At 66.8% G+C, this 23,675-nt stretch carries 21 protein-coding genes and 1 pseudogene; 18 read left to right on the top strand and 4 right to left on the bottom strand.

Translation table 11 applies throughout. The annotated features are described in order from the left end of the window. Nucleotides 1–38: 38 nt before the first annotated feature. The 6 genes and pseudogenes from VP06_RS08980 to VP06_RS38940 form a co-directional block, all read left to right on the top strand. Complete coding sequence (locus tag VP06_RS08980) at nt 39–815, top strand: IclR family transcriptional regulator (protein ID WP_048463444.1); 777 nt, start codon at nt 39–41, stop codon at nt 813–815. A gap of 111 nt (nt 816–926) precedes the next feature. Beyond that, nucleotides 927–1,697 (top strand): SDR family NAD(P)-dependent oxidoreductase, encoded by a 771-nt coding sequence (locus VP06_RS08975; protein ID WP_048463443.1) that lies wholly within the window; start codon nt 927–929, stop codon nt 1,695–1,697. Beyond that, on the top strand, nt 1,690–2,463 hold the full coding sequence (locus tag VP06_RS08970; RefSeq protein WP_048463442.1) for an SDR family NAD(P)-dependent oxidoreductase: 774 nt from the start codon (nt 1,690–1,692) through the stop codon (nt 2,461–2,463). Before VP06_RS08975 ends, VP06_RS08970 begins: the two co-directional genes overlap by 8 nt. Nucleotides 2,464–2,477: 14 nt before the next feature. Continuing rightward, nucleotides 2,478–3,590 carry an LLM class flavin-dependent oxidoreductase gene (locus VP06_RS08965; protein WP_082167282.1) on the top strand — a complete coding sequence of 371 codons (1,113 nt, stop codon included), beginning with the start codon at nt 2,478–2,480 and terminating at the stop codon, nt 3,588–3,590. 22 nt (nt 3,591–3,612) lie between these two features. Beyond that, on the top strand, nt 3,613–5,205 hold the full coding sequence (locus VP06_RS08960) for an ABC transporter substrate-binding protein (protein WP_053081612.1): 1,593 nt from the start codon (nt 3,613–3,615) through the stop codon (nt 5,203–5,205). Between the two features lie 136 nt (nt 5,206–5,341). Then, nucleotides 5,342–5,476, top strand: a pseudogene (locus VP06_RS38940) (transposase); the annotation flags it as partial. A 362-nt stretch (nt 5,477–5,838) separates the two neighbouring features. Here the strand turns inward: VP06_RS38940 and VP06_RS08955 are convergent. Then, nucleotides 5,839–6,792 (bottom strand): flavin reductase, encoded by a 954-nt coding sequence (locus VP06_RS08955; protein WP_197093164.1) that lies wholly within the window; start codon nt 6,790–6,792, stop codon nt 5,839–5,841. 39 nt (nt 6,793–6,831) lie between these two features. Further along, nucleotides 6,832–7,899 carry an LLM class flavin-dependent oxidoreductase gene (locus VP06_RS08950; RefSeq protein ID WP_048463440.1) on the bottom strand — a complete coding sequence of 356 codons (1,068 nt, stop codon included), beginning with the start codon at nt 7,897–7,899 and terminating at the stop codon, nt 6,832–6,834. A 286-nt stretch (nt 7,900–8,185) separates the two neighbouring features. On the opposite strand from VP06_RS08950, the gene VP06_RS08945 reads away from it, so the two are divergent. From VP06_RS08945 to VP06_RS08895, 11 genes are all read left to right on the top strand, one after another. Continuing rightward, the gene (locus VP06_RS08945; protein ID WP_048463439.1) at nt 8,186–9,085 is read left to right on the top strand and encodes a polysaccharide deacetylase family protein; all 900 of its coding nucleotides are present in this window, start codon (nt 8,186–8,188) and stop codon (nt 9,083–9,085) included. Between the two features lie 219 nt (nt 9,086–9,304). Then, nucleotides 9,305–10,225, top strand: a complete 921-nt coding sequence (locus VP06_RS08940) for an ABC transporter substrate-binding protein (protein ID WP_197093163.1) — start codon at nt 9,305–9,307, stop codon at nt 10,223–10,225. Next, on the top strand, nt 10,225–11,358 hold the full coding sequence (locus tag VP06_RS08935; protein WP_048463437.1) for an ABC transporter ATP-binding protein: 1,134 nt from the start codon (nt 10,225–10,227) through the stop codon (nt 11,356–11,358). Before VP06_RS08940 ends, VP06_RS08935 begins: the two co-directional genes overlap by 1 nt. Then, nucleotides 11,355–12,221 carry an ABC transporter permease gene (locus VP06_RS08930; RefSeq protein WP_048463436.1) on the top strand — a complete coding sequence of 289 codons (867 nt, stop codon included), beginning with the start codon at nt 11,355–11,357 and terminating at the stop codon, nt 12,219–12,221. Before VP06_RS08935 ends, VP06_RS08930 begins: the two co-directional genes overlap by 4 nt. A gap of 2 nt (nt 12,222–12,223) precedes the next feature. Beyond that, nucleotides 12,224–13,030: an ABC transporter permease gene (locus tag VP06_RS08925; protein WP_048463435.1), complete on the top strand. Its 807-nt coding sequence runs from the start codon at nt 12,224–12,226 to the stop codon at nt 13,028–13,030. A 30-nt stretch (nt 13,031–13,060) separates the two neighbouring features. After that, complete coding sequence (locus VP06_RS08920; RefSeq protein WP_082167279.1) at nt 13,061–14,209, top strand: LLM class flavin-dependent oxidoreductase; 1,149 nt, start codon at nt 13,061–13,063, stop codon at nt 14,207–14,209. 15 nt (nt 14,210–14,224) lie between these two features. Further along, nucleotides 14,225–15,940 (top strand): M28 family peptidase, encoded by a 1,716-nt coding sequence (locus tag VP06_RS08915; RefSeq protein WP_245291109.1) that lies wholly within the window; start codon nt 14,225–14,227, stop codon nt 15,938–15,940. Nucleotides 15,941–15,963: 23 nt separating this feature from the next. Continuing rightward, nucleotides 15,964–16,716 (top strand): SDR family NAD(P)-dependent oxidoreductase, encoded by a 753-nt coding sequence (locus VP06_RS08910; protein ID WP_048463433.1) that lies wholly within the window; start codon nt 15,964–15,966, stop codon nt 16,714–16,716. Further along, nucleotides 16,713–17,750, top strand: a complete 1,038-nt coding sequence (locus VP06_RS08905) for a ketopantoate reductase family protein (RefSeq protein ID WP_048463432.1) — start codon at nt 16,713–16,715, stop codon at nt 17,748–17,750. The genes VP06_RS08910 and VP06_RS08905 overlap by 4 nt, the downstream gene beginning before the upstream one ends. After that, nucleotides 17,747–19,180 (top strand): M20/M25/M40 family metallo-hydrolase, encoded by a 1,434-nt coding sequence (locus VP06_RS08900; protein WP_048463431.1) that lies wholly within the window; start codon nt 17,747–17,749, stop codon nt 19,178–19,180. Before VP06_RS08905 ends, VP06_RS08900 begins: the two co-directional genes overlap by 4 nt. A gap of 109 nt (nt 19,181–19,289) precedes the next feature. Then, complete coding sequence (locus VP06_RS08895; protein WP_048463430.1) at nt 19,290–20,222, top strand: LysR family transcriptional regulator; 933 nt, start codon at nt 19,290–19,292, stop codon at nt 20,220–20,222. 419 nt (nt 20,223–20,641) lie between these two features. Here the strand turns inward: VP06_RS08895 and VP06_RS08890 are convergent, their stop codons facing one another. Next, entirely contained in the window at nt 20,642–21,460 is an 819-nt protein-coding gene (locus VP06_RS08890; protein ID WP_048463429.1) for an enoyl-CoA hydratase-related protein, read from the bottom strand. 234 nt (nt 21,461–21,694) lie between these two features. Beyond that, complete coding sequence (locus VP06_RS08885) at nt 21,695–22,600, bottom strand: AraC family transcriptional regulator (protein ID WP_048463428.1); 906 nt, start codon at nt 22,598–22,600, stop codon at nt 21,695–21,697. A gap of 131 nt (nt 22,601–22,731) precedes the next feature. On the opposite strand from VP06_RS08885, the gene VP06_RS08880 reads away from it, so the two are divergent. Further along, entirely contained in the window at nt 22,732–23,487 is a 756-nt protein-coding gene (locus VP06_RS08880) for an SDR family NAD(P)-dependent oxidoreductase (RefSeq protein WP_048463427.1), read from the top strand. The last annotated feature ends 188 nt before the right edge of the window (nt 23,488–23,675 follow it).

Below are 23,675 nucleotides of genomic sequence, written 5' to 3'. Positions count from 1 at the left end.
GGCGCTGCCCAAACAAACGTCAGACAGGAGAGCGTTCCTTGAGCAAGTTCCGAGAGACGTCCGGCGAGGACGAAGACCGTCTGTTTGTGCGATCGGTTGGCAAGGCTTTTCGGCTGCTGGAAGCCTTTGCGGACACGCCGGGTCCGATGACGCTGAGCCAGCTCGCTGCCGCGATCGAGGTCGACAAGAGCGGCGCCCAGCGGCTCGCCCACACGCTCGGCCGCCTGGGTTATCTGGAGAAAGCCAAGGGCGGCTTCCGCCCTGGCAGACGCCTGCTGGAGAGATCCTTCGACTATTTGCGCGGACAACCGATCGTGTCCCGCGCCGTCCCGATCCTGGCGGAACTCCGCCGAGACGTCGGCGAGCGCGTCGACCTCAGCCTCTTCGATGACACAGCGATGATCTATCTCGTCCGGCTCCAGAGCAAGCGCGAGAGCTTCTACGCGCATCTGAACGGGCGGCGCGTGCCGACCTATTGCACGGCAGGCGGGCAGGCCGTCCTCGCCCAGCTCGCTCCTGAAGCCGCACTGGACGTCGTCGAGCGGTCGGAGCGCGTGCCGACGACCCCGAGAACGATCACGTCGGTGGAGGAAACGATGCGGCTCGTCGCGCAAGCGCGGGAGGCGGGTTTCGCCATTGCGCTCGAGCAGGTCTGGCTTGGCGAGATCGCGTGTGGTGCTGCGATCCTCGACGAAAGGAAGCGTCCTGTCGCTGCCATCCACGTCGTCGGCTCGATTGCCGAATGGACGTCCGACGACTTCGTGCGCCGCATCGCTCCCCTCGCACGTGATGCGGCCCGTGCGATCAGTTTCTAAGCACCGTGCTCAAACAACGGATTTGACAGACTTGAACTCACGTCGATACGCTGGCGGTGCAATTCGGATGTATTGTATTGCAATACCTCGCTCCCACCTTGAGGGATGTCCATGCCCGAACAGCGTGACGGGTTTGCCGACAAAGTGGCCTTGGTCACCGGGGCGGCGTCCGGCCTCGGGCGAGCCGCGGCGATCGCGCTCGATCGCGCTGGCACGCGCGTGGTCCTGTTTGACCGCGACGCTGAAGGTCTGAATGAAACGGCAGCCTTTTGCGCGAACGCGACGGTGGTCGCCGGCAACGTCACGCGGGAGGCCGATCTGGTCGGAGCTGTCGATATCGCCGGCCGCATCGGACCTCTCACACTGCTCGCGACAGCAGCCGGGACGGTCGGGCCGCTGACATCCCTCGAAGACTACGATGCCGGGGATTGGGACGATCTCTTCGCCGTGAACGTGAAAGGGACCTGGCTCTCCCTGAAGGCTGCGATCCCTGCCTTGCGCCGGAGCGGGGGCGGAGCGATCGTCACCTTCTCGTCGGCTGCCGGCCTCGTCGGATCGCCGGCGATGCCCGCCTACGCGGCGACGAAGGCCGCGATCGTCAGCCTTACACGATCTCTCGCGCGCATCCATGCGCCCGAGGGCATTCGCGTGAACTGCGTCTGCCCTGGATCAATCGAGACGCCGATGCTCGAGGCGACCTTCGCGGCCGCCACGAGCGACGAAGCGCGCCGGCTTCGCGAAGCGGAGTTCCTCGCCCGTCATCCGCTCGGGCGTTTCGGCACCGTACGCGAGGTGACGGAAGCCGTGCTCTTCCTCCTGAGCGAGCGCGCCTCGTTCGTCACCGGCACCGCCTTGCCCATCGACGGAGGACGCCTTGCCTGAGATCACCCGCCTCGCCGGCCTCGTGGCCATCGTGACCGGCGCCGCCGACGGCATCGGCGCCGCGACCGCACGCCGTCTGATCGACGAAGGCGCTCGGGTCGTCCTCGCCGATCGCAATCCGGCCGTCGACGCGACTGCCGTTGCGATCGGCGGCACCTCCCTCCAGGTCGACGTGACCGAGCCTGGCGCCGGCGGGCGTCTCGCCGAAGCGGCGCTCTCGGCCTACGGACGTCTCGACATCCTCGTCAACAACGCAGGGATCGGCGGCTCGCGGCGGCTCGCCGAGTCGGACGATGCGCTCATCGACCGCTTCGTCGATATCAATCTCAAAGCCGTGCTCCGTGTCACGCGCGACGTGCTCCCGCACCTTTCTCGGCCTGGCGGACGGATCGTCAACATCTCGTCGACCTTCGGCCTGGCCGGCTGGCCGGGAACGACGGCTTACGCGGTCGCCAAAGCCGGCGTCGCTCACTTCACGCGGCAACTCGCGAGCGAGGTCGGTCCTGATGGCATCCTCGTCAACGCGATCGCACCCGGCGTCATCGAAACCTCGATGACTGCAGGCCATCTCAAGAACCCGTATTACCGCCGCGCCATCGTGGATCCCGGGCCCCTTCGCCGGGCGGGACGTCCCGAGGAGGTCGCCGCCGCAATCGCCTTTCTGGCCTCGGCCGACGCCTCCTTCGTCACGGGCCAGGTGATCGCGGTCGACGGCGGCTGGCTCGCGGCCCGGCATCCGCCGCCGGACGGCGGCAACTGGCCTTGAGGGAGGGACGATCCTTGAATCCATTATCCAACGCGAACCGGCTCAAGCTCGGGATCTTCGGCACCAACGGCAAGGGCGGGGCACAGACCCTCGTGCCTGAGGCCTACCAGCCGACCTGGGCCGCCTCGGTCGAGACCGCCCGCCTGGCGGACGACGCCGGCTTCGAGGCCATCCTCGCCTATGCGCGATGGAAGGGCTACATCGCAGGGCAGCCCACGCATGCGAGCGGTGTGACGCTCGATCCGTTCACCTGGTGCGCCGGCATCGCACAAGCGACCCGGCGCATCGCCGTCATCCCGACTGTGCACGCCTCGGCGATGCATCCGGTCGTGGTCGCCAAACAAAGCGCCACCATCGACATCATCTCGGGCGGCCGCATGGCGCTGAACGTCGTCGGCGGCTGGAACGTGCAGGAGCTCGTGATGTTCGGCTCGCCCATGGCCGAACACGACGCTCGCTACGACCACCTTGAGGAATGGCTCCGGATCGTTCAGCGGCTGTGGCGCGACGAGGAGGAATTCGATCACGAGGGCCGCTTCTTCAAGATCGAGCGTGGCTCGTCGATGCCGAAACCCCTTCAGCGCCCGAGCCCGCCGATCGTCAATGCCGGCGGGTCCGACCGCGGCCAATCCTTCGCCTGCGAGCACAGCGACGTCTGCTTCCTGATCCTGCGCTCTGAAGACCCGGAGAAGATCGCGTCCCAAATCGCGAGCTACAAGACGATGGCGCGGGAGCGCTACGGGCGGGAAGTGCAGGTTTGGACCTATGCTTACTGCGTCCAGCGCGAAACCGCCGAGGCGGCGGAGCGCTACCTTGACTATTATGCGGTCGAGCACGCGGACGGTCCGAGCCTCGATGCGTGGAGCGCCGGAATCGGCGCACAGACCAAGATCCTCTCCTCGCCCGAGGCGGTGCGTGCCTTCCGAAAGCGCTTCGCGGCGGGCGCCGGGGGATCGGCGCTCGTCGGGACGGCGGAGGACATCGCGGCGCGGCTGGCGGTCCTGTCGGAGGCCGGGCTCGATGGCGTGCTGCTGATCTGGGTCGATTTCGTCGACGGGCTGCGGCGCTTCACCGCCGATGTCCTGCCTCTCCTCGAAAAGCGCGGGCTGCGCAGCCCGGTCGCCTGACGATCAGAATGGGGATCATGTCATGCTCACGTCTCGCCGTAAGCTCGTCACTGCGCTGGCCGCGGCCACGATCGCGGGAACCTGGACCGGCCCGGCCCGGGCCCAGCGAGCGGACCGACCGCTCCGCCTCGTTCTGAATGTCGGGCTGCAGACGCTGGATCCGGTCGCCGGTCCGTCCTTCGTCACGCGCAACTTCGCGTACATGGTCTTCGATACCCTGATCGCCATGGACAGCAAGGGCCAGTACCGGCCGCAGATGCTGGAAGGCTGGACGACCAGCGACGACGGCCTTACTTACACATTCACGCTTCGCTCCGGCCTCAAGTTCTCCGATGGCGCGCCGGTGACCGCCGAGGACTGCATCGCCTCGATCAGGCGCTGGGGTGGCCGTGACGGCCTCGGCCGTCGTCTGATCGCTGCCACGAAGGAGATGCGCGCCATCGACGACAAGACCTTCGTGCTGGAGCTCGCCAGGCCTTTCGGTCTCGTCATCGACGCGCTCGGCAAGCCGAGCGTTCAGGTACCCTTCATCATGCCGGCACGGATCGCGAGCGCCACCCCGCCTACGACCCCCGTCAAAGAGATCGTCGGCTCGGGTCCCTTCGTCTTCGTCAAGGAAGAGTGGATGCCGGGAGAAAAGGCGACCTTCCGGCGCAACCCCAACTACGTGCCGCGCGCCGAGCCGGCGGACGGGCTCGCCGGCGGCAAGGTCGTCAAGGTGGAGCGCGCCGAACTCATCACCATGCCGGACCTGGCGACACGCGCCGCCGCCCTGCAGGCGAATGAGGTCGACTACCTCGAATACGTCCCGCTCGATTTCATCGAACGATTTGGCAAGAACCGCAACATCACGCTCGCGAAGGCGGGAGGGCCGGCCCAGATGGTCGCAGCCCTCACCGTGAATCACACGCAGGCTCCCTTCGACAACGTCAGGATCCGCCAGGCCGCCGCCGCCGCGATGATCCGGTCGGAGATCCTCGACGGGCTCGGCCTCCAGCCGGGCGCGGGTGACCCCGGTTGCGCCAACCTGTTCGTCTGCGGGACCTACTACGCGACGACGTCCGGTGCTGCGCAAGTCGGGACGGGGATCGAGAAGGCGCGGGATCTCCTCAAGCAAGCGGGCTACAAGAACGAAAAGGTCGTCTTCCTGCTCCCGGGCGACTCCGCGCTGCTCAATCCGATCGGCACCGTCATGGCCGACCAGCTGAAGCGCGCCGGCTTCAACCTCGACATCCAGACTCAGGACTGGTCGTCGATCGCCTCCCGCTGGATCACGAAGAAGCCGCAGAACGAAGGCGGCTGGGCGCTGGTGCCCGTGGTCTATCCCGGCTTCGACATGGTCAATCCGCTCGGCAATCCCGGGACCGCGTACAACTGCACGGGCGGCGCGCCCTACACGTATTGCGGCGAGGCGCTCGGCCGTGCTCTGTCAGCCTTTGAGGCAGAGCGCGATCCTGAAAAGCGTAAAGCGATCGCAGCCACGATGCAGCAGGCCGCTCTCGACGATGGGACGTACCTGATCGCCGGCCAGTTCCAGAGCCCGGCCGCCTGGCGCAGTGAACTTAAGGGTGTGATCGATTTTGGCCTGCCGATCATGTGGAATATTGAACGATAGGTCGGTACTCAGGTCGGCGGCTGGGATCGGGCAGCCCGGTGTGGTGCTGTCCGCCACCTCCTGACAATCCTCGCTATCGGGCCGATCACGGCCAGCGCCGTCTCGGCGGCAGTGCTCTCGGTCCAGCGCTTTTCGCTCCGGCCGGCCGATTGCGGCCTGTCTCGGTCTTGCACCGCCGCCGCACCGCAGCGGCGGCAACGAGCGGCGCGGGCGCATCAGCAGTCGCATCGCAGCTGCCGGCCGCACATGGACTTGCCACACATCGACTTGAGCATGGATTTGAGCCGCGCCGCCCGGCGGTGATCACAGGCGCCAGCAGGCGTCACGACTGGCCGGCGGATGCCGAGGCGGCGGCTCTCCGGGAGACCCTCCTGCCCTCGAAGCGGCGCAGGAGACCGCTCCGACGCCCCTCGTGTCGGCAGCGACGCGGACGGTCACATCCGCTCACCCGACCGCGACGGCACCGACGCAGCCCCCTGACCGACCGACCGCTCGTCCCGAGCAGGACCACCGCCGTCTCGCGTTTGGACGCGGCCATGAACTTGTGTCGCGCCTCAGCGATCGACCACCTCCCGGGCCCGCAACGAGCGTATCAGGGGTGCCCGCAACGCCGATGGAGGATCAACTCGGGCATCACGTTTTCGGAGACACGCGAGCGAACGCCTCAAGAACAGCCCTTGCGCCGTCGATGGTCTCCCGCGAGAGTTCGGAGAGCTGATCCGACTCGGAGACGGCCGAGACCTCCCGAAGCGCCGAGTTGACGGCCGTGCCGGCCTCGGTGTTGACGAAGCTGCCGTCCTCCTCCCGCCGCACCATCGCACGCGCGCTGAGCGTTCGGACCGCGTCCTCGACGCTCGCCGAGTCGAGAAGCGCGGCACGGGCCAGGGCAGGGATTTCGAGACGCCCGTTCGCGTCGAGATGATAGATGATGCGGCTCTCGTTCACCGTGAGCCCGGCAGATGCCGCCTCCTGCCTGAAGGCGGCAGATCGCGCCAGATAGGCTCGCCGGAGCAGCGTCAGGAACGTGTAGGGTCTCGCCTCCGCGTTGAGCGGAGCGATCTCGCTGTCCAGCTCGGGATTGTCGAGCGGAACGCCATACCGGCCCTGAGCGAAGATCAGAGGCGTGCCCGTGAACCGCTCGAAATGCTCGACACGCCCGATCATGATCGTGTGGTCGCCGCCAGGGAACTCGGTCTCTCGCCGGCACTGCAGACGCGCGATGCAACCCGGGAGCAGCGGCGCGCCGTGCCGGCCGACCTCGTGCTCCAGATCGGCGAACTTGTCGCCGCCCGATTTCGCGAACCTACTCGATAGCTCGGCCTGATGCGACGCCAGCACGTTCACGGCGAAGCCCGGGGCCTTGCGGAAAGCAGGCAAGGACGTGGAGGTGTTGGCGGGAGACCACAGTACGAGCGGTGGGTCGAGCGACACGGAAGCGAAGGAATTCACCGTGACGCCGACCGGATGAGCCTCGCCTTGGGCAGTAATGACGGCAACGCCTGTCCCGTAATGTCCCAGAGTGCGTCTGAATGCCCGCGGATCGTTTTGCGGATCGCCCCACTCCAGCAGAACTTCGTTGCTGTTCACCGGCACCCTCCTTTTACAACCTGGAATCGCGCGCCATCACTACCAGCAATAAGACCGGCGCTCTGGCGCGACCCAGACGCCGGCATCCTCCAGCAGGGCTAGCACCGGTCCGACGCGTGCCATCTCCTCCGGCGCCCAGAGCGGCAGCCTGAACAGGATCCCGTTCAGTCCCCATTGCTCGCGCGCAGACAGGATCTGCTGAGCGACCTCGTTCGGCGTTCCGGCGAATGCCGGGAAGCGGCCAGGCGACGTGCTGTCCTTTCGCAGGAGCGCCATCTGTGCTGCCCATCGATCTCCGGCGTCGCCGCCGATATCGCTCATCAGCTCCTGCATGAGATCTGCGGCTTCGTCCGGCCGATCCCGCACCAGTACGTCGGCGACAACCAAGATCTCCGGCGTATCGCGCTCGACGGCGCCGGCATGGCGCGCGAGCGACGCGCGCACCTCGGGCAGGGCGGCCAATGTCGGAGGCGATGCGAACAGGTAGTCGCAGTGCTCGGCCGTGAATCGGCGGCCGCGCTCCGAAGCGGCCGCGCAAACGAGCGCCGGTTTCTCCGGAGGAAACGGACCCCGCATCTTTCCGCTCGCGCGCAGGTGCTTCCCGGAGAAGTCGACGATCCCCTTGTCGCGCCAGACGCTGGTAATGATGTGCAACGCTTCGTCAGCCGCCTCATATTGTGTCGGACCATCGAGCATCTGCTCGATGCCAAAGAGGCGCGCCTCGTAGTCGCGGTAGCCGTTGACGACGTTCCAGCCCCAGCGCCCGCCGCTCAGCCAATCGAAATGCGAACCGAAACGGGCGATTTGAACGGGTGCGAAGAACGGAACGTGGAGGGTTGAGATCACTCCGAGATGCGTCGTCGCCTGGATCAGGGGAGCAGCGAGGACGAGGGCATGAAGCGACGGATCCTGGAAGCCGAAGCTGCTTCCCTCGTCGGAACTCGGGGCATAACCGTCACCAAGGAGCACGAGGTCGAGGCCAACCTCCTCACAGACCCGCGCGAGGGCTAAGTGATTGTCGAGGTCGAGAACGTTCGGGTTGCGCTGCGCCATCTTCCGCGAGGGCAACATGGTCGCAGCCTTGGGCCAGAACAGGCCGAAGCGCATCGATCCGTCTCGAATGCGCGGCTTCCTCACGGACATCGGTAGCGATCCTCCGGCTGTTCGCACATTCCGTTGAGAGCAAGGCTTCGAGCCACGCGAGGAACGGCTGATGTCTCGCTATGGACTGTCGCAAAATATTACGCTCGTCAATGAAAAACCACACACCCATGACAATAAATTCATGGAATATAAGACAAACTTATAGCTGAATACAGAATTTTTCATTCGACACGACGCTTGTGCATCGGCAACGATCACTCTCGATCGAAATCGCTGGCGCGGGTTGTCCATGAGCGCGAATGGTTCGGAGCCTTGGCAATGGCCAGAGCAACAATGGCGAGCACTCGTCGAGCGCTGCCGCGCCGGACGCGCGCTGAAGCCGAAGACCTGGAGGGGCGGCGCCCGCTGCGCGGTTGCCCTGTCGTTCGACTCCGATCACGAGACCAGTGAGCTGCGCGAGGGCGGCCGCTCGATCGGGCGTCTGGCCTGGGGCCAGTTCGGTAACCGGGTCGGCATCCCGCGGATCCTGTCGCTTCTCGAGCGGCACGACGTCCGGGCGAGCTTCTACGTGCCGGCCGTCGTCGCGCTCCTCCATCCCGAAGAGCAGCGTCAGATCGTCGGAGCGGGGCACGAGATCGGCATCCACGGTTGGATCCACGAGCTGAACTCGATCCTTCCCGAAGCGGACGAGCGCGACCTCATGCGGCGCTCCCTCGACACGATCGAGCAGATCACCGGAGCCCGGCCCTACGGCCTGCGCTGCCCTTCCGCCGATTTCAGCGAGAACACGTTGGCTCTCATGAGTGAGCTCGGACTCGAATACGATTCGTCGCTCAGTGCAGACGAGGATTGCTACGAACTCGTCCTGAACGGGACGCCGACCGGGATCGTCGAAGTGCCGTTCGAGTGGGTTCGCGACGACGCCGTCTACTTTATGATGAACCGGGCGCAAGGATTACGCCCCTATACTCCGCCCACCGACGTTCTCGACATCTTCCGCCGTGAGCTCGACGCGGCTCATGCCGAAGGCGGCTTGTTCGAGCTGACGATGCACCCGCACATCATCGCGTATCGCTCCCGCATCTGGATCGTGGACGAGCTGATCCGGCACGCGAAATCGCTCGGCGACGTGTGGTTCGCGACCCACGGGGAGATCGCCCGCTTCGCCCGCGACAACGCCGCAGGCTGACCGCGCTTTCGCATCCACACTCTGGAGCCCGCCATGAACAGTGATTACGAGGAACAGGACGTCAGGCGCCTGACGCCGTGCCTGGACCGCCGCAGGCTGTTGCGCGGCATGCTGGCGGCCGGGGCTGCCGGACCGTCCTTTCTCGCTTTCGCGCAAGCGCTCGCTGCGGCTCCCGCCGACACCGCCGGGCAGCTCACGATCCTGATCCAGGGCGGCCCGGTGGGCGACGCCCTGCGGGCGGTTGCGAACCCGATGTTCGCCAAGGCCTACCCGAAGGTGTCGATCGATCTGAACACCTCGACCAATTCGGCCGCCTTCCCGAGAATGATCGCTCAGCGCAAGAACCCGGTGATCGGCGGGGGCATGTTCAATGACCTCTTCGCTGCGCGCGGCATGATCTCGAAGATCTGGGCGCCCCTTGATCCGCAATTCGTGACCAACGCGGTTCATGTTCCGAAGGCCGTGCGCATTCCCGACAGCCAGGGCGTGACGGTGCAGCAGACGCCCTTCGGCATCATGTACAATCCCGACCGGGTCGAGGCGCCGACCTCCTGGACCGACCTCTGGAACCCGAAATACCGGGGCCGGGTGTCGATGTACGACAGCTACTTCGACGCCTATGCGATGGCTTCCGTCGCGAGCGGCGGCAAACCCTCGGTCGAGGACGGGATCAGGGCCTGGGCGCCGCACCGCGAGAACATCGGCGTCTGGTCCGCCGGACCGACCTCAGAGCAGGACATGGTCCATCGCGGCGAGGTCTGGCTCGCGCCGCATTGGGGCGGTTGGGTCGAGCAAGCTCGCTTCCAAGGAAAGAACGTCCGCTTCGCCCTGCCGAAGGAAGGGGCAACCCTGTGGTCGAACCAGATCCAGTCGGTGGAGGGCTTCTCGCCGCTCGTTACGGAACTGGTGCAGCGCTACCTCAACACGTGGCTCTCGCCTGAATGCCAGGAGGCGTGGCTGACGCAGGCGGCGATCTCGCCGGCCATCGGCACGTTGCACATCCCGGCCGAGCTGAGGGACAACCCGGCCATCGTGAGGCCCGAGGATGTCGGCTCCAAGCTGATCCGGCTCGATGCGACCTACATCGCCACTAACTTCGCGCAGATCCAGCAGCTCATCCAGCGGACTCTGAAAGTCTGATGCTGCAGAGCCTCAACACCGCCGCGACCCATCCGCAGGACGATCCGGTCGCCGTCGGCATTGCCGGCCTCTCGAAGCGCTTCGGCCACGTGGTCGCCGTGCAGAACGTGTCGATCGATATCGAGCGCGGCTCGTTCGTCAGCCTTCTCGGCCCGAGCGGATGCGGCAAGACCACCGTGCTGCGCGCGATCGCCGGTCTCGAGCGACCGGATGAAGGCAGTATCCGGATCGGCGATGAGGTCGTGAACGACCTGCCGGTCTGGCAGCGCAACATCGGCATGGTCTTCCAGAACTACGCGCTCTTCCCGCACATGAGCGTCGCCGACAATGTCGGGTTCGGGCTGCGCGTGCGCGGCGCACCGGCCTCGGAGCGCAGGATGGCCGTCGCCGAGGCTCTGGAGATGGTGCGGCTCGGCGCCGTCGCGGAACGTCTCCCCAAGCAGCTCTCCGGCGGCCAGCGCCAACGCGTTGCGATCGCCCGCGCCCTCGTGACCCGTCCGCGGCTCCTGCTCCTCGACGAACCGCTCGGCGCGCTCGATCGCAAGCTCCGCGAGCAGATGCAGCTCGAGCTGAAGCTCCTGCAGCGTCGCGTCGGCATCACTACCGTCATGGTCACGCACGACCAAGAGGAGGCGCTGACGCTCTCCGACCGCATCATCGTCATGAATGCCGGGAAGGTCGTTCAGGCGGGGCCGCCCGACGAGGTCTATCGCGATCCCCGCAACGCCTTCATCGCGGATTTCATCGGCACCTCGAACTTCTTCAGCGGCGAAGTTGTGGACCGGACGGCAGAAACGGCATCGGTCAGGCTCGTGAACGGGGCGATGATTGCAGTCCCGATCGTCGCGGGACAGGCCGAGGTCGATACCTCGCTCTCCTTCTTCATCCGGCCCGAGAACGTGTTCCTGTCGAGCGGCAAGGCGTCCTCCGACGAAGGGTCCCTGCGCGGCTGCGTGCTGCACGTCGCCTATTCGGGCGCGGTGTCCCATTGCTACGTCGACATCGGCCTGCCGCAACCGGTCGACGTGCTGCTGACGAACGCCAATCGCAGCACGCCCGTCCAGGCGCCCGAAGCGGGCGACGAGGTGGTCCTCTCCTGGACGCGCTCCAGCGTGACGGCACTGACCCCATGAGCGCCGTCGCAGCCCAGCACGCCTCGCCGCGGAGCGCCTGGCGCTCCCGCCTCAACCTCGGGCTCCTCCTGCTCCCCGCGAGCCTCGTGGGCCTCGCGATGGTTTGCGCCACCGTCACGATGGCCTGGATCTCGACCCAGAGCGAGGGTTCGCAGCCGACACTCGAACATTACGTCCGCTTCTTCGAGGATGGCTACCTGATCCAGGCCGGGATCAGGACCTTTCATCTCTCGCTCATGGTGAGCGTGATCTGCGTGCTGTGCGGCTATCCGGTGGCCTGGTACCTCGTCTACAGCCGCTCCTCCTACAGATACGTCGCCTTCATCATCGTGCTATCGCCGCTGCTGGTCAGCATCGTGGTGCGTGCGCTCGGATGGACGATCCTGCTCGGCAACGAGGGAGTGATTAACCAGGCCCTTCAAGCCCTCGGCCTGACGAAAGGCCCCGTTGCGCTGATGCGCAGCTACTGGTCGGTCGTGGCCGGCATGGTGCACATCTTCCTGCCCTTCATGGTGCTGTCGATCGCCTCGACGCTCGGGGCCATCGATCCGAGCCTGCGCGAGGCCGCGGCCCTCCTCGGGGCAACGCCCGCGACCTCCTTCCGTCTCGTCACGCTGCCTCTATCCCTGCAGGGCATCGCGGCGGGATCGGTGATCGTCTTCTGCCTGTCGACGGGTGTCTTCCTGACGCCGCTCTGGCTGTCGCGCGGGCACGTCTCTGTCCTCGCGACGGTGCTCAAGGAACAGGTCGTCGATGCGAGCGACTGGCCGGCCGGCGCGACCACGGCGGTTCTCCTCACTGTTTCCACCCTCGGCCTCGTCGCGCTCTACAACGGCCTCATCCGCCGCTTCGGGGAGCACTGAGCATGGCGGCGGCGCCCCATGCCCGAGACTTAACGGGCTTCCTGCTGCGGGCCTTCGTCGGCCTCGTGATGCTGTTCCTCATCACGCCGATCCTCGTCGTGATTCCGTCCGCTTTCAGCGATGACGTCTCCGTCAGCTTCCCGCCGATCGGGTTCAGTCTGAAATGGTTCGCGAGCGCGGCGACGACACCCGGCTTCCTGCACGGCTTCGGGATCAGCGCGATGGTTGCCGCCGTCGCCACGACGATCTCGATCGTGATCGGCTCGCTCGCCGCCTACGCGCTCGTCCGATACCGCTTCCCGGGCCGGGGACTGGTGGAGCTGCTCCTCCTGACGCCGCTGATCGTGCCCTCCATCGTGCTCGCGATCGCGCTCAACATGATCCTCGGCGCGATGGGCCTCATCGGCGACATCTCTGGCCTCTTCGTCGCGCACGTCATCCTGACGCTCCCCTATGCGGTGCGTGTCCTCGCGGGCAGCATCCGGGGCATCGACGTCGCATTGGAAGAGGCTTCCCTCGTTCTCGGCGCACGGCCATCGCAGGTGGGGCGGCTCGTGATTCTGCCCATGATGGCGCCCGGTCTGCTGGCCGCCTCGGTATTCGGCTTCATCATGTCGTTCGACGAGTTCACCGTCTCGTTCTTCGTCGCGGGACCCGGCGTCAACACGCTGCCGATCGCGCTGTTCAACTACGTCGAGATCAACATCGACCCGACCGTGTCGGCCGTCTCGACCGTGCTGATCATCCTGTCGGTGATCGCCGTCGCGGTGATCGAGCGAACCGTCGGCCTCGCCCGCATGCTCGGTTGAGGGGCCAAGTCACTTCTTCCCGAGGAAACGATGTCTGCACACGCCATTCCCGACCTCGTCTTGCCCTGTCTCGATCAAGTCCGGAAGCCGAAGAGCTGGGACGGGACGATGCGGTTCGGCATCTTTTGGCCGGGCACGCGCACGCTCCTGCCGTCGGCGCAGATCTCGGCGCTGAATCCTGATCCGCTACGGCTCGAGAACCACCTCGCGCTCGCGCAAGCCTGCGAGGCCGTCCAGCTCGACTTCACGTTGCTGGGCGACGGCTACGCGCCGAGCTCGGAGGAAGGCACCCGCATCGGCTTCCAGGATCCGGGCCTGCACGCGCTGATGCTCGCCGCGCCCCTGCTCATGGCGACGCGGCATCTGGGCGTCATCTCCACCCTGCACACCACCTTCTTCCACCCGACGCACATCGCCCGTTTCGCGGCGAATCTCGACTGGCTCGGCGGCGGACGCTGGGGCTGGAACATCGTCAACGGCTACCGGGACTACGAGGCGAGCCTTTTCGGCTTCGAGGACCTCCCCGACAGCTCGACCATGTATGCCGCGGCCGAGGAGACCATCGCGATCATGGACTCCCTCTGGGACGGCTCGCGGCGCACCGAGCATGCCGGCGCGCATTACCGGGCGCACGGCAGGATGAAGGGGCCCTACCCGTCCGAGCGCCCGGTCTATGTCTGCGCCGCCGCCTCTGAAGCCGGCCGCCGCTTCACCGCCGGGCATTGCGACTACATGTTCGCCTCTCCCCGCTCCCTTGCGGACGTGGTGTCGATCAAGGCTGACCTTGCCCGCTATGCGGCTGAGGCCGGGCGGGATCGGGCGCCCGAGGCGCTGGTGGTCGCCGACCTCCTGATCCGCGACGAGCCGGGAGAGGCAAAAGCGCTTTACGGAGAGCTGATGGCCAGCCTCGACAACGAGGCCGGCCGCAAGTGGACCGGGCAGATCGGCAAGCTGCGCCACGAAAAGACTGCGCCGCTCGAGTTTCCCGTCTTCGCTGGCACTCCCGCTGAGGTGGCCGAGGAGATCATCGCGGCTAACAAGCAGTTCGGGCTGAACGGGCTCCTTTTCCGCCTGCCGGTCTGGTCATCCGCCGAGCTGCTCCGGGCTGCGCCGATCTTCCCTATCCTCGAACGAGCAGGTGTCTGGCGTCGTCCCGCCTCGCGCCGGCATTCCTGGTAGGATGGAGCGCGACAGATGAGCCAGCTGATCGAGGACCTCTGCCGTGCCGTCGACGCCGGCGCGATGATGCGCCACCTCGCCGTGTTCGCGGAGCGCGAGAAGCTTTCCGGATCGTCCGAGGAGCGGGAAAGCTTTCATTATCTCGCCAAGGTGCTGACGGAACTCGGCTGGCGCACTGAGCTGATCGGGCACGACGCCTATATCAGCCTGCCGGGCAAGGCGCGGCTGTTCGTCGGCGGCACCCGGCTCGACTGCATCACCCAGTCCTTCTCGCAGCCTTCGGGTCCGGCAGGCCTCCGCGCGCCCGTCGTTTATGCCGGGAGCGGCGGCTCCCGCGACCTGACCGGGCTCGACGTCGCGGGCCGGATCGTGCTGCTGGACGGCATCGCCAACCCGGCCGCGAGCCTGCGGGCGTCCCAGGCAGGCGCGCTCGGGCAGATCCACGTCTCCCCGCTCGAACACCTCTACGAGATGTGCATCTCGCCCGTCTGGGGTAGCCCGACCGAGGCGCAGCGCGATCTCCTGCCGAGGACAGTCGTCGTCACGATTCGGCACGAAGACGGGGACGCATTGAAACGGCGGATCATCGCCGGCGAGATGCTCGAGGCCGAGATCTTCGCGGAGGTCGAGACCGGCTGGCGCGAGACGCCGATCCTGCAGGCCGATCTCGACGCGCCGAACGCGCCGGACGACACGTTCGTTTTGTTCTCTGGCCACCATGACACTTGGTACCGCGGCGTCATGGACAACGGCAGCGCCAACGCCACGATGCTGGAGGTGGCACGCCTCTTCGCACCACGTCGCGACGCGCTCGTGCGAGGGCTGCGTCTCTGCTTCTGGTCCGGTCATTCGCATGGCCGCTACTCGGGCTCGGCTTGGTACGCCGACGAGCGTTTTGGCGAGCTGGAAGCGCGCTGCGTCGCCCACGTCAACGTCGATTCAGTCGGTGCCAAGGGCAATACGGTGCTGACCGACGCGCTCTCCTCGCACGAGCTGTTCCGCGTCGCTGCCGAAGCCGTGGAGCGGCAAGGCGGGCAGACGCTCATCGGTCATCGCATGAGCCGCGCCGGCGATCAGTCGTTTTGGGGCATTGGCATTCCGTCCCTGTTCATGGCGATGGGCGAGCAGCCGGCCAGCAAAGGCCCGAGCGTCATGGGCCCGGCGATCGGGGGCGCGGCCACGCGCAACGGAGCCGGCTTCGGCTGGTGGTGGCACACGCCCGACGACACGCTGGACAAGATCGACCCGGACCTCCTCGTGCGCGATGCCCGCATCTACGTCCACGCGATCGGTCGCCTGCTCACCGACCCGCTCCTTCCGCTCGACGTCGCCCGGCAGGTCACGGCGCTCGAGAAGGCGCTCGTCGGGCTGGAGAGCGATCTCGCGGGACGGCTCGACCTGTCGGCCCTCCTGTCGGCACTGCGCGGTCTCGCTGAGGTCGCCCGCCGCATTCAGGTTGCCGGCTCGCCAGAGACGAGCTGCTCCAACGCAGCCCTCATCGATGCCTGCCGTGCCCTCGTGCCACTCGACTACACGAGGGGCGACCGCTTCGAGCCCGACCCCGCGCTGAAACAGGACCCCTACCCCGTGCTCGACCCGATCCGGGCACTCGCGGCGACGGAGCCGGGCACCGATGCGTCGCGCTTTGCGCGTGTCGCCGCTCGTCGGGCCCTCAACCGCATCGCGGCGGCACTCGAGACGGCGCGCATCGCCCTCGCAGACCCCAGCTGACCCGCCCCGTCGGAGGATCGGACATGGACATCAGGTTTGACGGGCGAGTCGCCCTTATCAGTGGCGCGGCCCAGGGCATCGGCAAGGCGATGGCGGCCGCGTTCCACGGGGCGGGCGCACGCGTCCATCTCGTCGACCGGGACACGCGGGTCGTCGAGATCGGTGACGAGTTGGGCCTTCCGGCCCATGCCGTGGACCTGTCGGACCGCGAGGCGGCCCACGGCCTCGTTCGGTCGATCGTCGCCGCAGAGGGTCGGCTCGATGTCTTGGCGCTCGCGGCGGGCGGTGTCGCGGGACTCGCCGGCACGCCCCTGGAGGCCATCTCCGACGAGGGCTGGGACCGGCTCATGGCCGCCAACGTCAAGAGCGCGCTCTGGCTGGCCCAGGCGGCGGCTCCTGCGATGACGCAGGCCGGCTGGGGACGGATCGTGGTCGTCTCGTCCGGGGCCGGCCTGCGCGCCAGCCTCACGGGCCTGCACGGCTACACGGCCGCCAAGCACGCGGTGAATGGTCTCGTGAAGCAGCTTTCTGTCGGCCTCGCCGCCGCCGGCGTTACGGTGAATGCGGTCGCCCCGGGCTTCATTCTGTCCAACCCGGATTCGCAGCGTCAATGGGACGGCTGGAGCGCTGAGAAGAAGGCGCAGGTCCTTGCCGGATTGAATACCGGCCGTCTCGGCACCGCTGAGGACATCGCGCATGCGGTGGTCTTCCTCGCGAGCGTACAGGCGTCCTGGATCACCGGACAGGTCATCTCGGTCGACGGAGGCCGTTCGTGAGCGGGCGCGTCTGCATCTGGGGCGCGGGCGCGATCGGCGGTACGATCGGGGCGCATCTCGCGCGTGCCGGGACGGACGTCGTCCTGGTCGACCTCGTGCGGGAGCACGTCGATGCCATGACGCGTCACGGCCTCTCGATCGAAGGGCCACTGGGCGGCTTCACCGTTCCGGTCGCGGCGGCGACGCCGGACAGCCTTGAGGGAGCGTTCGACGCCATTCTCCTGGCGGTCAAGTCGCAGCACACCGAGAGCGCCGCAACCGCCCTCCTGCCGCATCTCGCACCCGACGGCTACGTGGTGTCCTGCCAGAACGGACTGAACGAGCCGGCCATTGCCGCGATCGTCGGACGGGATCGGACCATCGGCGCTTTCGTCAACTTCGCCGGCGATTATCTCGGGCCCGGCCACATCAGCTACGGACTGCGCGGCACGGTGGCGATCGGCGAACTCGACGGCATGCGGACGCGGCGGATCGAGGCCCTGCGCGAGCTGCTCCTGCCGTTCGAGCCGCACACGCTGGTGAGCGACGACATCTTCGGGTTTCTCTGGGGCAAGATGGCCTATGCGGCCGTGCTGAGCGCCTCCGCGCTGACGAACGACACGATCGCCGACTTCATCGCCGATCCGATCCGCCGCCCGCTGGTCGTCGCGCTCGTGCAGGAGCTGCTGCGAATTGCGGTCGCGGAAGGCGCCCGACCCCGCGGCTTCGACACCTTCGAGCCCGCCGCGTTCCTGGCGGACGACCCAACGGCCATGAATGCGAGCCTCGACGCGCTCGCAGCCTTCAACCGCGATACGGGAAAGACGCATAGCGGCATCTGGCGCGACCTCGCGGTCCGCAAGCGCCCGACGGAGGTCGGCGCGCAGCTCGTCCCGATCCGGGCGGCGGCGCAGCGCCAGGGCCTGCCGATGACGCTGCTCGAGGCCTTGGCTGCGCTGATCGGGGCCGTCGAGCGCGGCGAGCGCTCGCAGGGCCCGGACCTCGCTGACGAACTCTCGGCCTTGGCACCAGTCGCCGACGGAGTTCGCCGATGAAAGAGGCAGGAGACACACCCCTCACGGACCCGTCCCGCGACGCCGCCATCGCGAAGGCCCGCTGTTCCTTCGACGACGGAACCTTTCTCGATCGGCTCGCGACCCTCGTCGCCGTGCCGACCGAGAGCCATCCCCCCGAGCACCGGGACGATCTCGTGCGCTATTGCGCCGAGGTGCTGGGACCGATGGTCGAGCGGGAGGGCTTCTCCGTCGCGCTCCTGGACAATCCGGATCCCGAGCACGGGCCGGTGATGCTCGCGACCCGCATCGAGGACCCGTCCCTCCCGACCGTGCTGGTCTACGGCCACGGTGACGTCGTCCGCGCCATGCCGGAGCGTTGGCGGGCCGGGCTCGATCCGTGGACGGTCACCGTCGAGGGCGACCGCATTTACGGTCGGGGCGTCGTCGACAACAAGGGCCAGCACCTCCTCGCGATTGAGGCGCTGTGCGCTGTCATCGCGGTGCGCGGGCGGCTCGGCTTCAACGTGAAGATCTTCGTCGAGACGGGCGAGGAAGCGGGATCGCCCGGACTTCGGGGCATCCTCCAACGGCATCACGAGGCTTGTGCGGCCGACGTCTTCATCGCGCTCGATGGCCTGCGCCAGTCGGCCACCATCCCGGAGGTAACGCTCGGCACCCGCGGCGGCGTCGCCATGGATCTCGTCGTCGACCTGCGCGAAGGCGGCCACCATTCCGGTCATTGGGGCGGTCTGCTGATGGATCCCGCGGTGGTGCTGTCGCACGCCATCGCCAGCATCATCTCCCGCGACGGACGCATCATGGTCCCGGGCTGGACGCCGACCGACATCCCCGAGGACGTGCGACGGGCCTGTGCTGCGATCGCCGTGGACGAGGTGGCCGGCGCACCGCAGCCCGACCCTGGCTGGGGCGAGCCGGGCCTCTCCCGCGCCGAGCGGATCTTCATGTGGACGAGCGCCGTCGTGCTGGCGAGCGTCTCCGGGCAACCCGATGCGCCCGTGAACGCCGTCTCCGGCACAGCCCGCGCCCGAATCCAGGTGCGCCACACGGTCGATGTCGCGGCGGATGGACTTGTCGACGCGCTGCGGTCGCATCTCGACGCGCAGGGCTTCCCCCAAGTGCGGGTTGTTGCCGTGCAGGAGCGCGACGCCTTCCCAGCCTCGCGAACTCCGCTCAACGATCCCTGGGTCGACCGGGTCGTGCGATCCTTCGCGCGGACATCGGGTCGCCCGCCGAACCTCGTGCCCAATATCGGCGCCTCCGGCCCATCGGAACTCTTTCGGCAAGAACTCGGCACGTCCGTCCTCTGGCTGCCGTTCTCCTATGGCGGCTGCAGCCAGCACGGACCGGACGAGCACGGGCTCGGCTCGCTGTTCCGCGAGGGCCTTGGCCTCATGGCCGGCCTGTGGTGGGATCTCGGCGTGGAATTCTCGCCGCGGCCCCCCGCCTGACGCCCGCGCGGCATGGCGGGAATGCGTGCGGCTCGGCACCGAAATTGCTGCGTGCTTGCCCCGACCGACACGCCTGATGCAGGATCGTGGCAGAGAGGGAGATCGGGCCGTGGAACTCCGCCAGCTTCGCTCGTTCCGCAAGATCGCCGAATTGGGCAGTTTCTCGCGGGCCGCCAACGTGTTGTGCCTTACCCAGCCCGCCCTCGGTCTTCAGATCAAAAACCTTGAGGAAGAGCTGGGCGTCGCCTTGCTCACCCGCCACTCGCGCGGAGTCGCCCTCACCCCGCAGGGCTCCCTCCTTCTGAAGCATGCCGAGTCGATCCTGACCGGGGTCGACACAGCCGTTCGTGCCGTTCGCGAAACACAGGCCGAAAGCCCGAAGGCCGTGCGGATCGGGATGGCACCGAGCCTCGCCGCCATGCTCTCCGTGTCCCTGTCGCAGAGGGTCGCGGAAAGCCAGAGCGGCTTGCGCCTGGACCTCACGGAGGCGCCCTCGAAATACCTTAGCGACTGGGTGGCGGACGGCGAGATTGATCTCGCGATCGCATGCGAAGGGCCAGTCGGGCCGAAGATCGATCGCGAGGTCGTCCTCGAGGAGGCCCTCTATCTCGTTCAGCCGGCCGTTCCGAACGAGCCGGCGATCGGTCGCCCGATCGACTTCGCGGACCTCGCAGACATGCCGCTCTTCGTCGCCGACCCGCTCCTCACCCGCCGCCTGGTGGACAAGCTTCAGTCAGAGGCGGCCGTCGCCGGGATTCGGTTGCACATCCGCGGCGTCCTGCCTTCGATGAACATCGTCAAGAACCTGGTGGAGGATGGGGAGGGCGCGACCGTGCTGCCTTACGCCGTGGTCAAGCGTGAGTGTGATCAGAATCGCCTTCGGATCCGGAAGATCGTCGGCCCGACCCTGACGCGCAACGCCTACATGCTGTCGCACCGGGAACGGCCGCAATCGACAAGGATCCGTGAGTTGATCCGCGATGTGATCTCCGACCAGATACGAGGCACGCCGGAGCATGGTACGATCGGTAAGGCGGCCTGAGCGGCGATTGGCCTGCCGACCTTCCGTTCTCGTAGAATCGTAAGCCTCGGCTTTGGGTGTGTTCTCGGCACCGGCGTGGACCCCTATCATGGGGTCGACCGGCTAACCCCGGCCTGATGCGTCAGCATCTTAGCTCGACTTTGGCCAATCGGCCAGTGCCTGTTGGTGGCCTCCTCCGGCGAGGCTGGACGCGCCGAGTGAGTTTTGTACTCTCACCTCGTCGATGCGACATGGCGAAAGTCCCCATCGGACCCGCCGAGCAATCGCTCACCGGGGAACTCCCTCCTTACAGTAACAAGTCGGTTTTGCCCTTGGACGTTATGGGAAGCAGGACGCGAACGGATCCTGACTCGTGGGTGCAGGCTCTACATAGGTAACGGGGCGTCGATTGGTCAAAGTCGAGCTTAGGCCATTGATATTTATGTAGCGTCATTCCGGCGGGCATGGTGCGTCACCCACGAGGCTTCCCGCTTCTCGACGAAGGAGGCAAGACCTTCTCCCGCTTCCTCGGAGCATCGCTTCGCCGCGTGGCCAATGATCAGCGCGTCGAACTGCTCTGCGGTCAGCGGCTTCCGCTCGCCGTCGCACGTGATGGACTTGGTCTCGCGGATCGCCTCGGGGCCGTTCTCGAGCACGTGACCGACGACGCGCTCACCGGTTTCCAGAAGCTGGCCCGGCGGTACCACCTCGTGAACGAGGCCGATGCGCCGTGCCTCTTTGGCATCGAAGCGCTCGCCGGTAACGGCGTAGCGGCGAACCTGCCGCACACCGATCGCATCGCTCAATTGTGGAATGATGATCGCCGCCGTGAGGCCCCAGCGTACTTCTGCGATCGAGAAGACCGCGTTCTCGGCCGCCACGACCACGTCGCAGGCTGCCACGATGCCTGTGCCACCGCCGAAGCAGGCTCCTTGCACGAGAGCGATCGTCGGCACGGACACCGCGCCCAGGCGCCGGATCGCCTCCGCCGTCATGCGCGAGGCGCGAACGTTCGCCGCCATGTCCTGCTCCCGCACTTGGCGGATCCATTGAAGATCGGCACCGGCTTGGAAGTGGCGGCCCCGGCCGGAGAGCACCACGGCGCGCAACCCTGCTGCCGTCGAGAGCGCGTTGAGCGTGGCGAGGATGCCGTCGATGAGTGCGCCGTCATAGGCATTGTTGACGTGAGGCCGATTGAACTCCACCCGCGCGACCCCGCGCGCGTCGATCTGCCAGAGCACCGGCGAAGTCCCTTCCATGGCGACCATCCCTCTTCACAGTGGTTTCGATTGATCGCTTCAGGCGACCGCTGCGTGGTCGTTGTCTCATTTCGCAAACTGGTCCGGATCAAGCGCCGCACAGGCTGGCGATGCGCTCTTTCAAGTCAATTTTCCAGCAACATCTAACAGCCGTGACGGCGTTCATCTGCGGATGGCGTCGCCTGGCGGGCGCGACATCGCCCCCGGTCGTCTCGGGTTGGTCGCGCCGAGCGCTCACCGAAACAGCCGCCCAAGCGGCCCCGGCTCGCCGCACCTGGCCTCCCGCACGTGGCGCCCGGGCGGCAGACCGAACATGCGGCCATACTCACGGGTGAATTGCGGCACGCTCTCGTAGCCGACCGCGAAGGCTGCGCGACTCGCCGGCATGTGATCCTCCGTCATCAGCCGGCGCGCTTCGATCAGACGGAGCTGCTTCTGGAACTGCAGCGGTGACAGCGAGGTCGCGACGCGGAAGTGGTGATAAAACGAGGATAGGCTCATTCCCGAAACCTCTGCCAGGCACTCGACCCGCAGGGGACGCGCAAAATCCGTACGCAGCATTGCAATCGCGCGCGCGACGCGTCCGAGTGGAGTGGTGGACCAGCCCAGTTGCTGGATCGTGGTGCCGTGCCGGCCTGTGAGGAGCCAGTAATGCATCTCGCGCACGAGCTGCGCCCCGAGCACGGGCACGGCGGCGGGACGATCGAGGAGGAGCATCAGCCGCAGCGCGGTGTCGGCGACCTCCATCTCGGTTCGGTCGATGCGCGCCGGCACCGGCGCGGCAACGCCAACCGCTCCCATCTGCGCTGCCAGCTCTGCCACCAAGCCGACATCGAGTTCCAAAACCACGGCCAGGTAAGGTGCAGACTCGCTCGCCCGCGTGATCTGGCTCGTCATCGGCATGTCCGCGGTAATCAGGAGCGAGTCACCCGCCGAGAACATGAAGTCTTGCGCGCCCATCGTCACGTGCTTCGCCCCTTGCACCACGAGGCACACGAGTGGCCGCGACACTGCGTAGGCGAGGCCGCTTGGCGCGGTGGCACGCACCGTCGTCAGGCCGGGGACCGGCGTCCGTCCGATGCCGCTCTCGTCGGCGTGGACTTTTGCGTGGCGTCGAACGGCGTCTAGGAGTGCTGTCATAAGGTGACTCCAGCAGTATCCCTTCCAAATCGCACAAACCTTCGGAGAAATAGGCAAAAATCTCCGAGCTTTCGGCAACACTGGACGGCGCGATTCCCTATAACTCTGGCGTCACTCTTTGGAGCCAAATCATGACGAAGATTGCACTCGTGACCGGCGGCAGCCGCGGCCTCGGCCGCAACACGGCGATCAGCATCGCCCGACGTGGCTACGACGTCGTCCTGACTTATCGCAGCCGCGCCGAGGACGCTGCTGCTGTCGTTGCGCAGATCAAGGCTCTGGGCCGCAAGGCGATCGCGCTTCCGCTCGACACCGGCCATGTCGCCGCGTTCGCGCCGTTCGCCGAGCACCTGCGTGCGGCTCTGCGCGAGAACTGGAGCCGCGAAACCTTCGACCACCTCGTCAACAACGCCGGTCACGGCGAGTACGCCCTGATCTCGGATATGTCGGAGGCGCAGTTCGATGATCTCGTCAACGTGCACCTCAAGGGCGTGTTCTTCCTCACGCAGGCGCTCCTGCCGTTCATCGCCGATGGCGGACGCATCGTGAACCTCTCCTCCGGCCTGACCCGCGTCGCCTTCCCGGGCTACGCCGCCTACGCAGCGGTCAAAGGCGCCGTCGAGGTGCTGTCGGTGTACATGGCCAAGGAATTCGGTGGGCGGGGCATCGCCGTGAATACGGTTGCGCCCGGCGCCATCGAGACGGATTTCGGTGGCGGCGCGGTGCGCGATAATCCCGAGATCAACAGGCTCTTTGCCGACATGACCGCACTCGGTCGAGCGGGCGTGCCGGACGATATCGGGCCGATGATCGCCGGCTTGCTGTCCGAGGACAACCGTTGGGTGAATGCTCAGCGCATCGAAGTATCCGGCGGCCAGGGCATCTGACCCGGCGCGCTGGCCGATCAGATCGCGTTCGGGCGGCGCGGCTCGCTGCCCGACGGCGTCTATCGCTTCGTTCGGGCTGAGTGCACGTCTCTTGGCCCGACAGCCGAGTACAGACGCTACACCGCACATCGGAATCGTTGCCTTTCATTTCTCTCTGCCCCGATAATCTCAGAGCGGCCGCTTCAGCG

Source organism: Methylobacterium aquaticum, from assembly GCF_001043915.1.
Lineage (GTDB): Bacteria > Pseudomonadota > Alphaproteobacteria > Rhizobiales > Beijerinckiaceae > Methylobacterium > Methylobacterium aquaticum.
The sequence above is the reverse complement of the archived record's forward strand: the minus strand, read 5'-3'. Positions and strand labels throughout refer to the sequence as shown.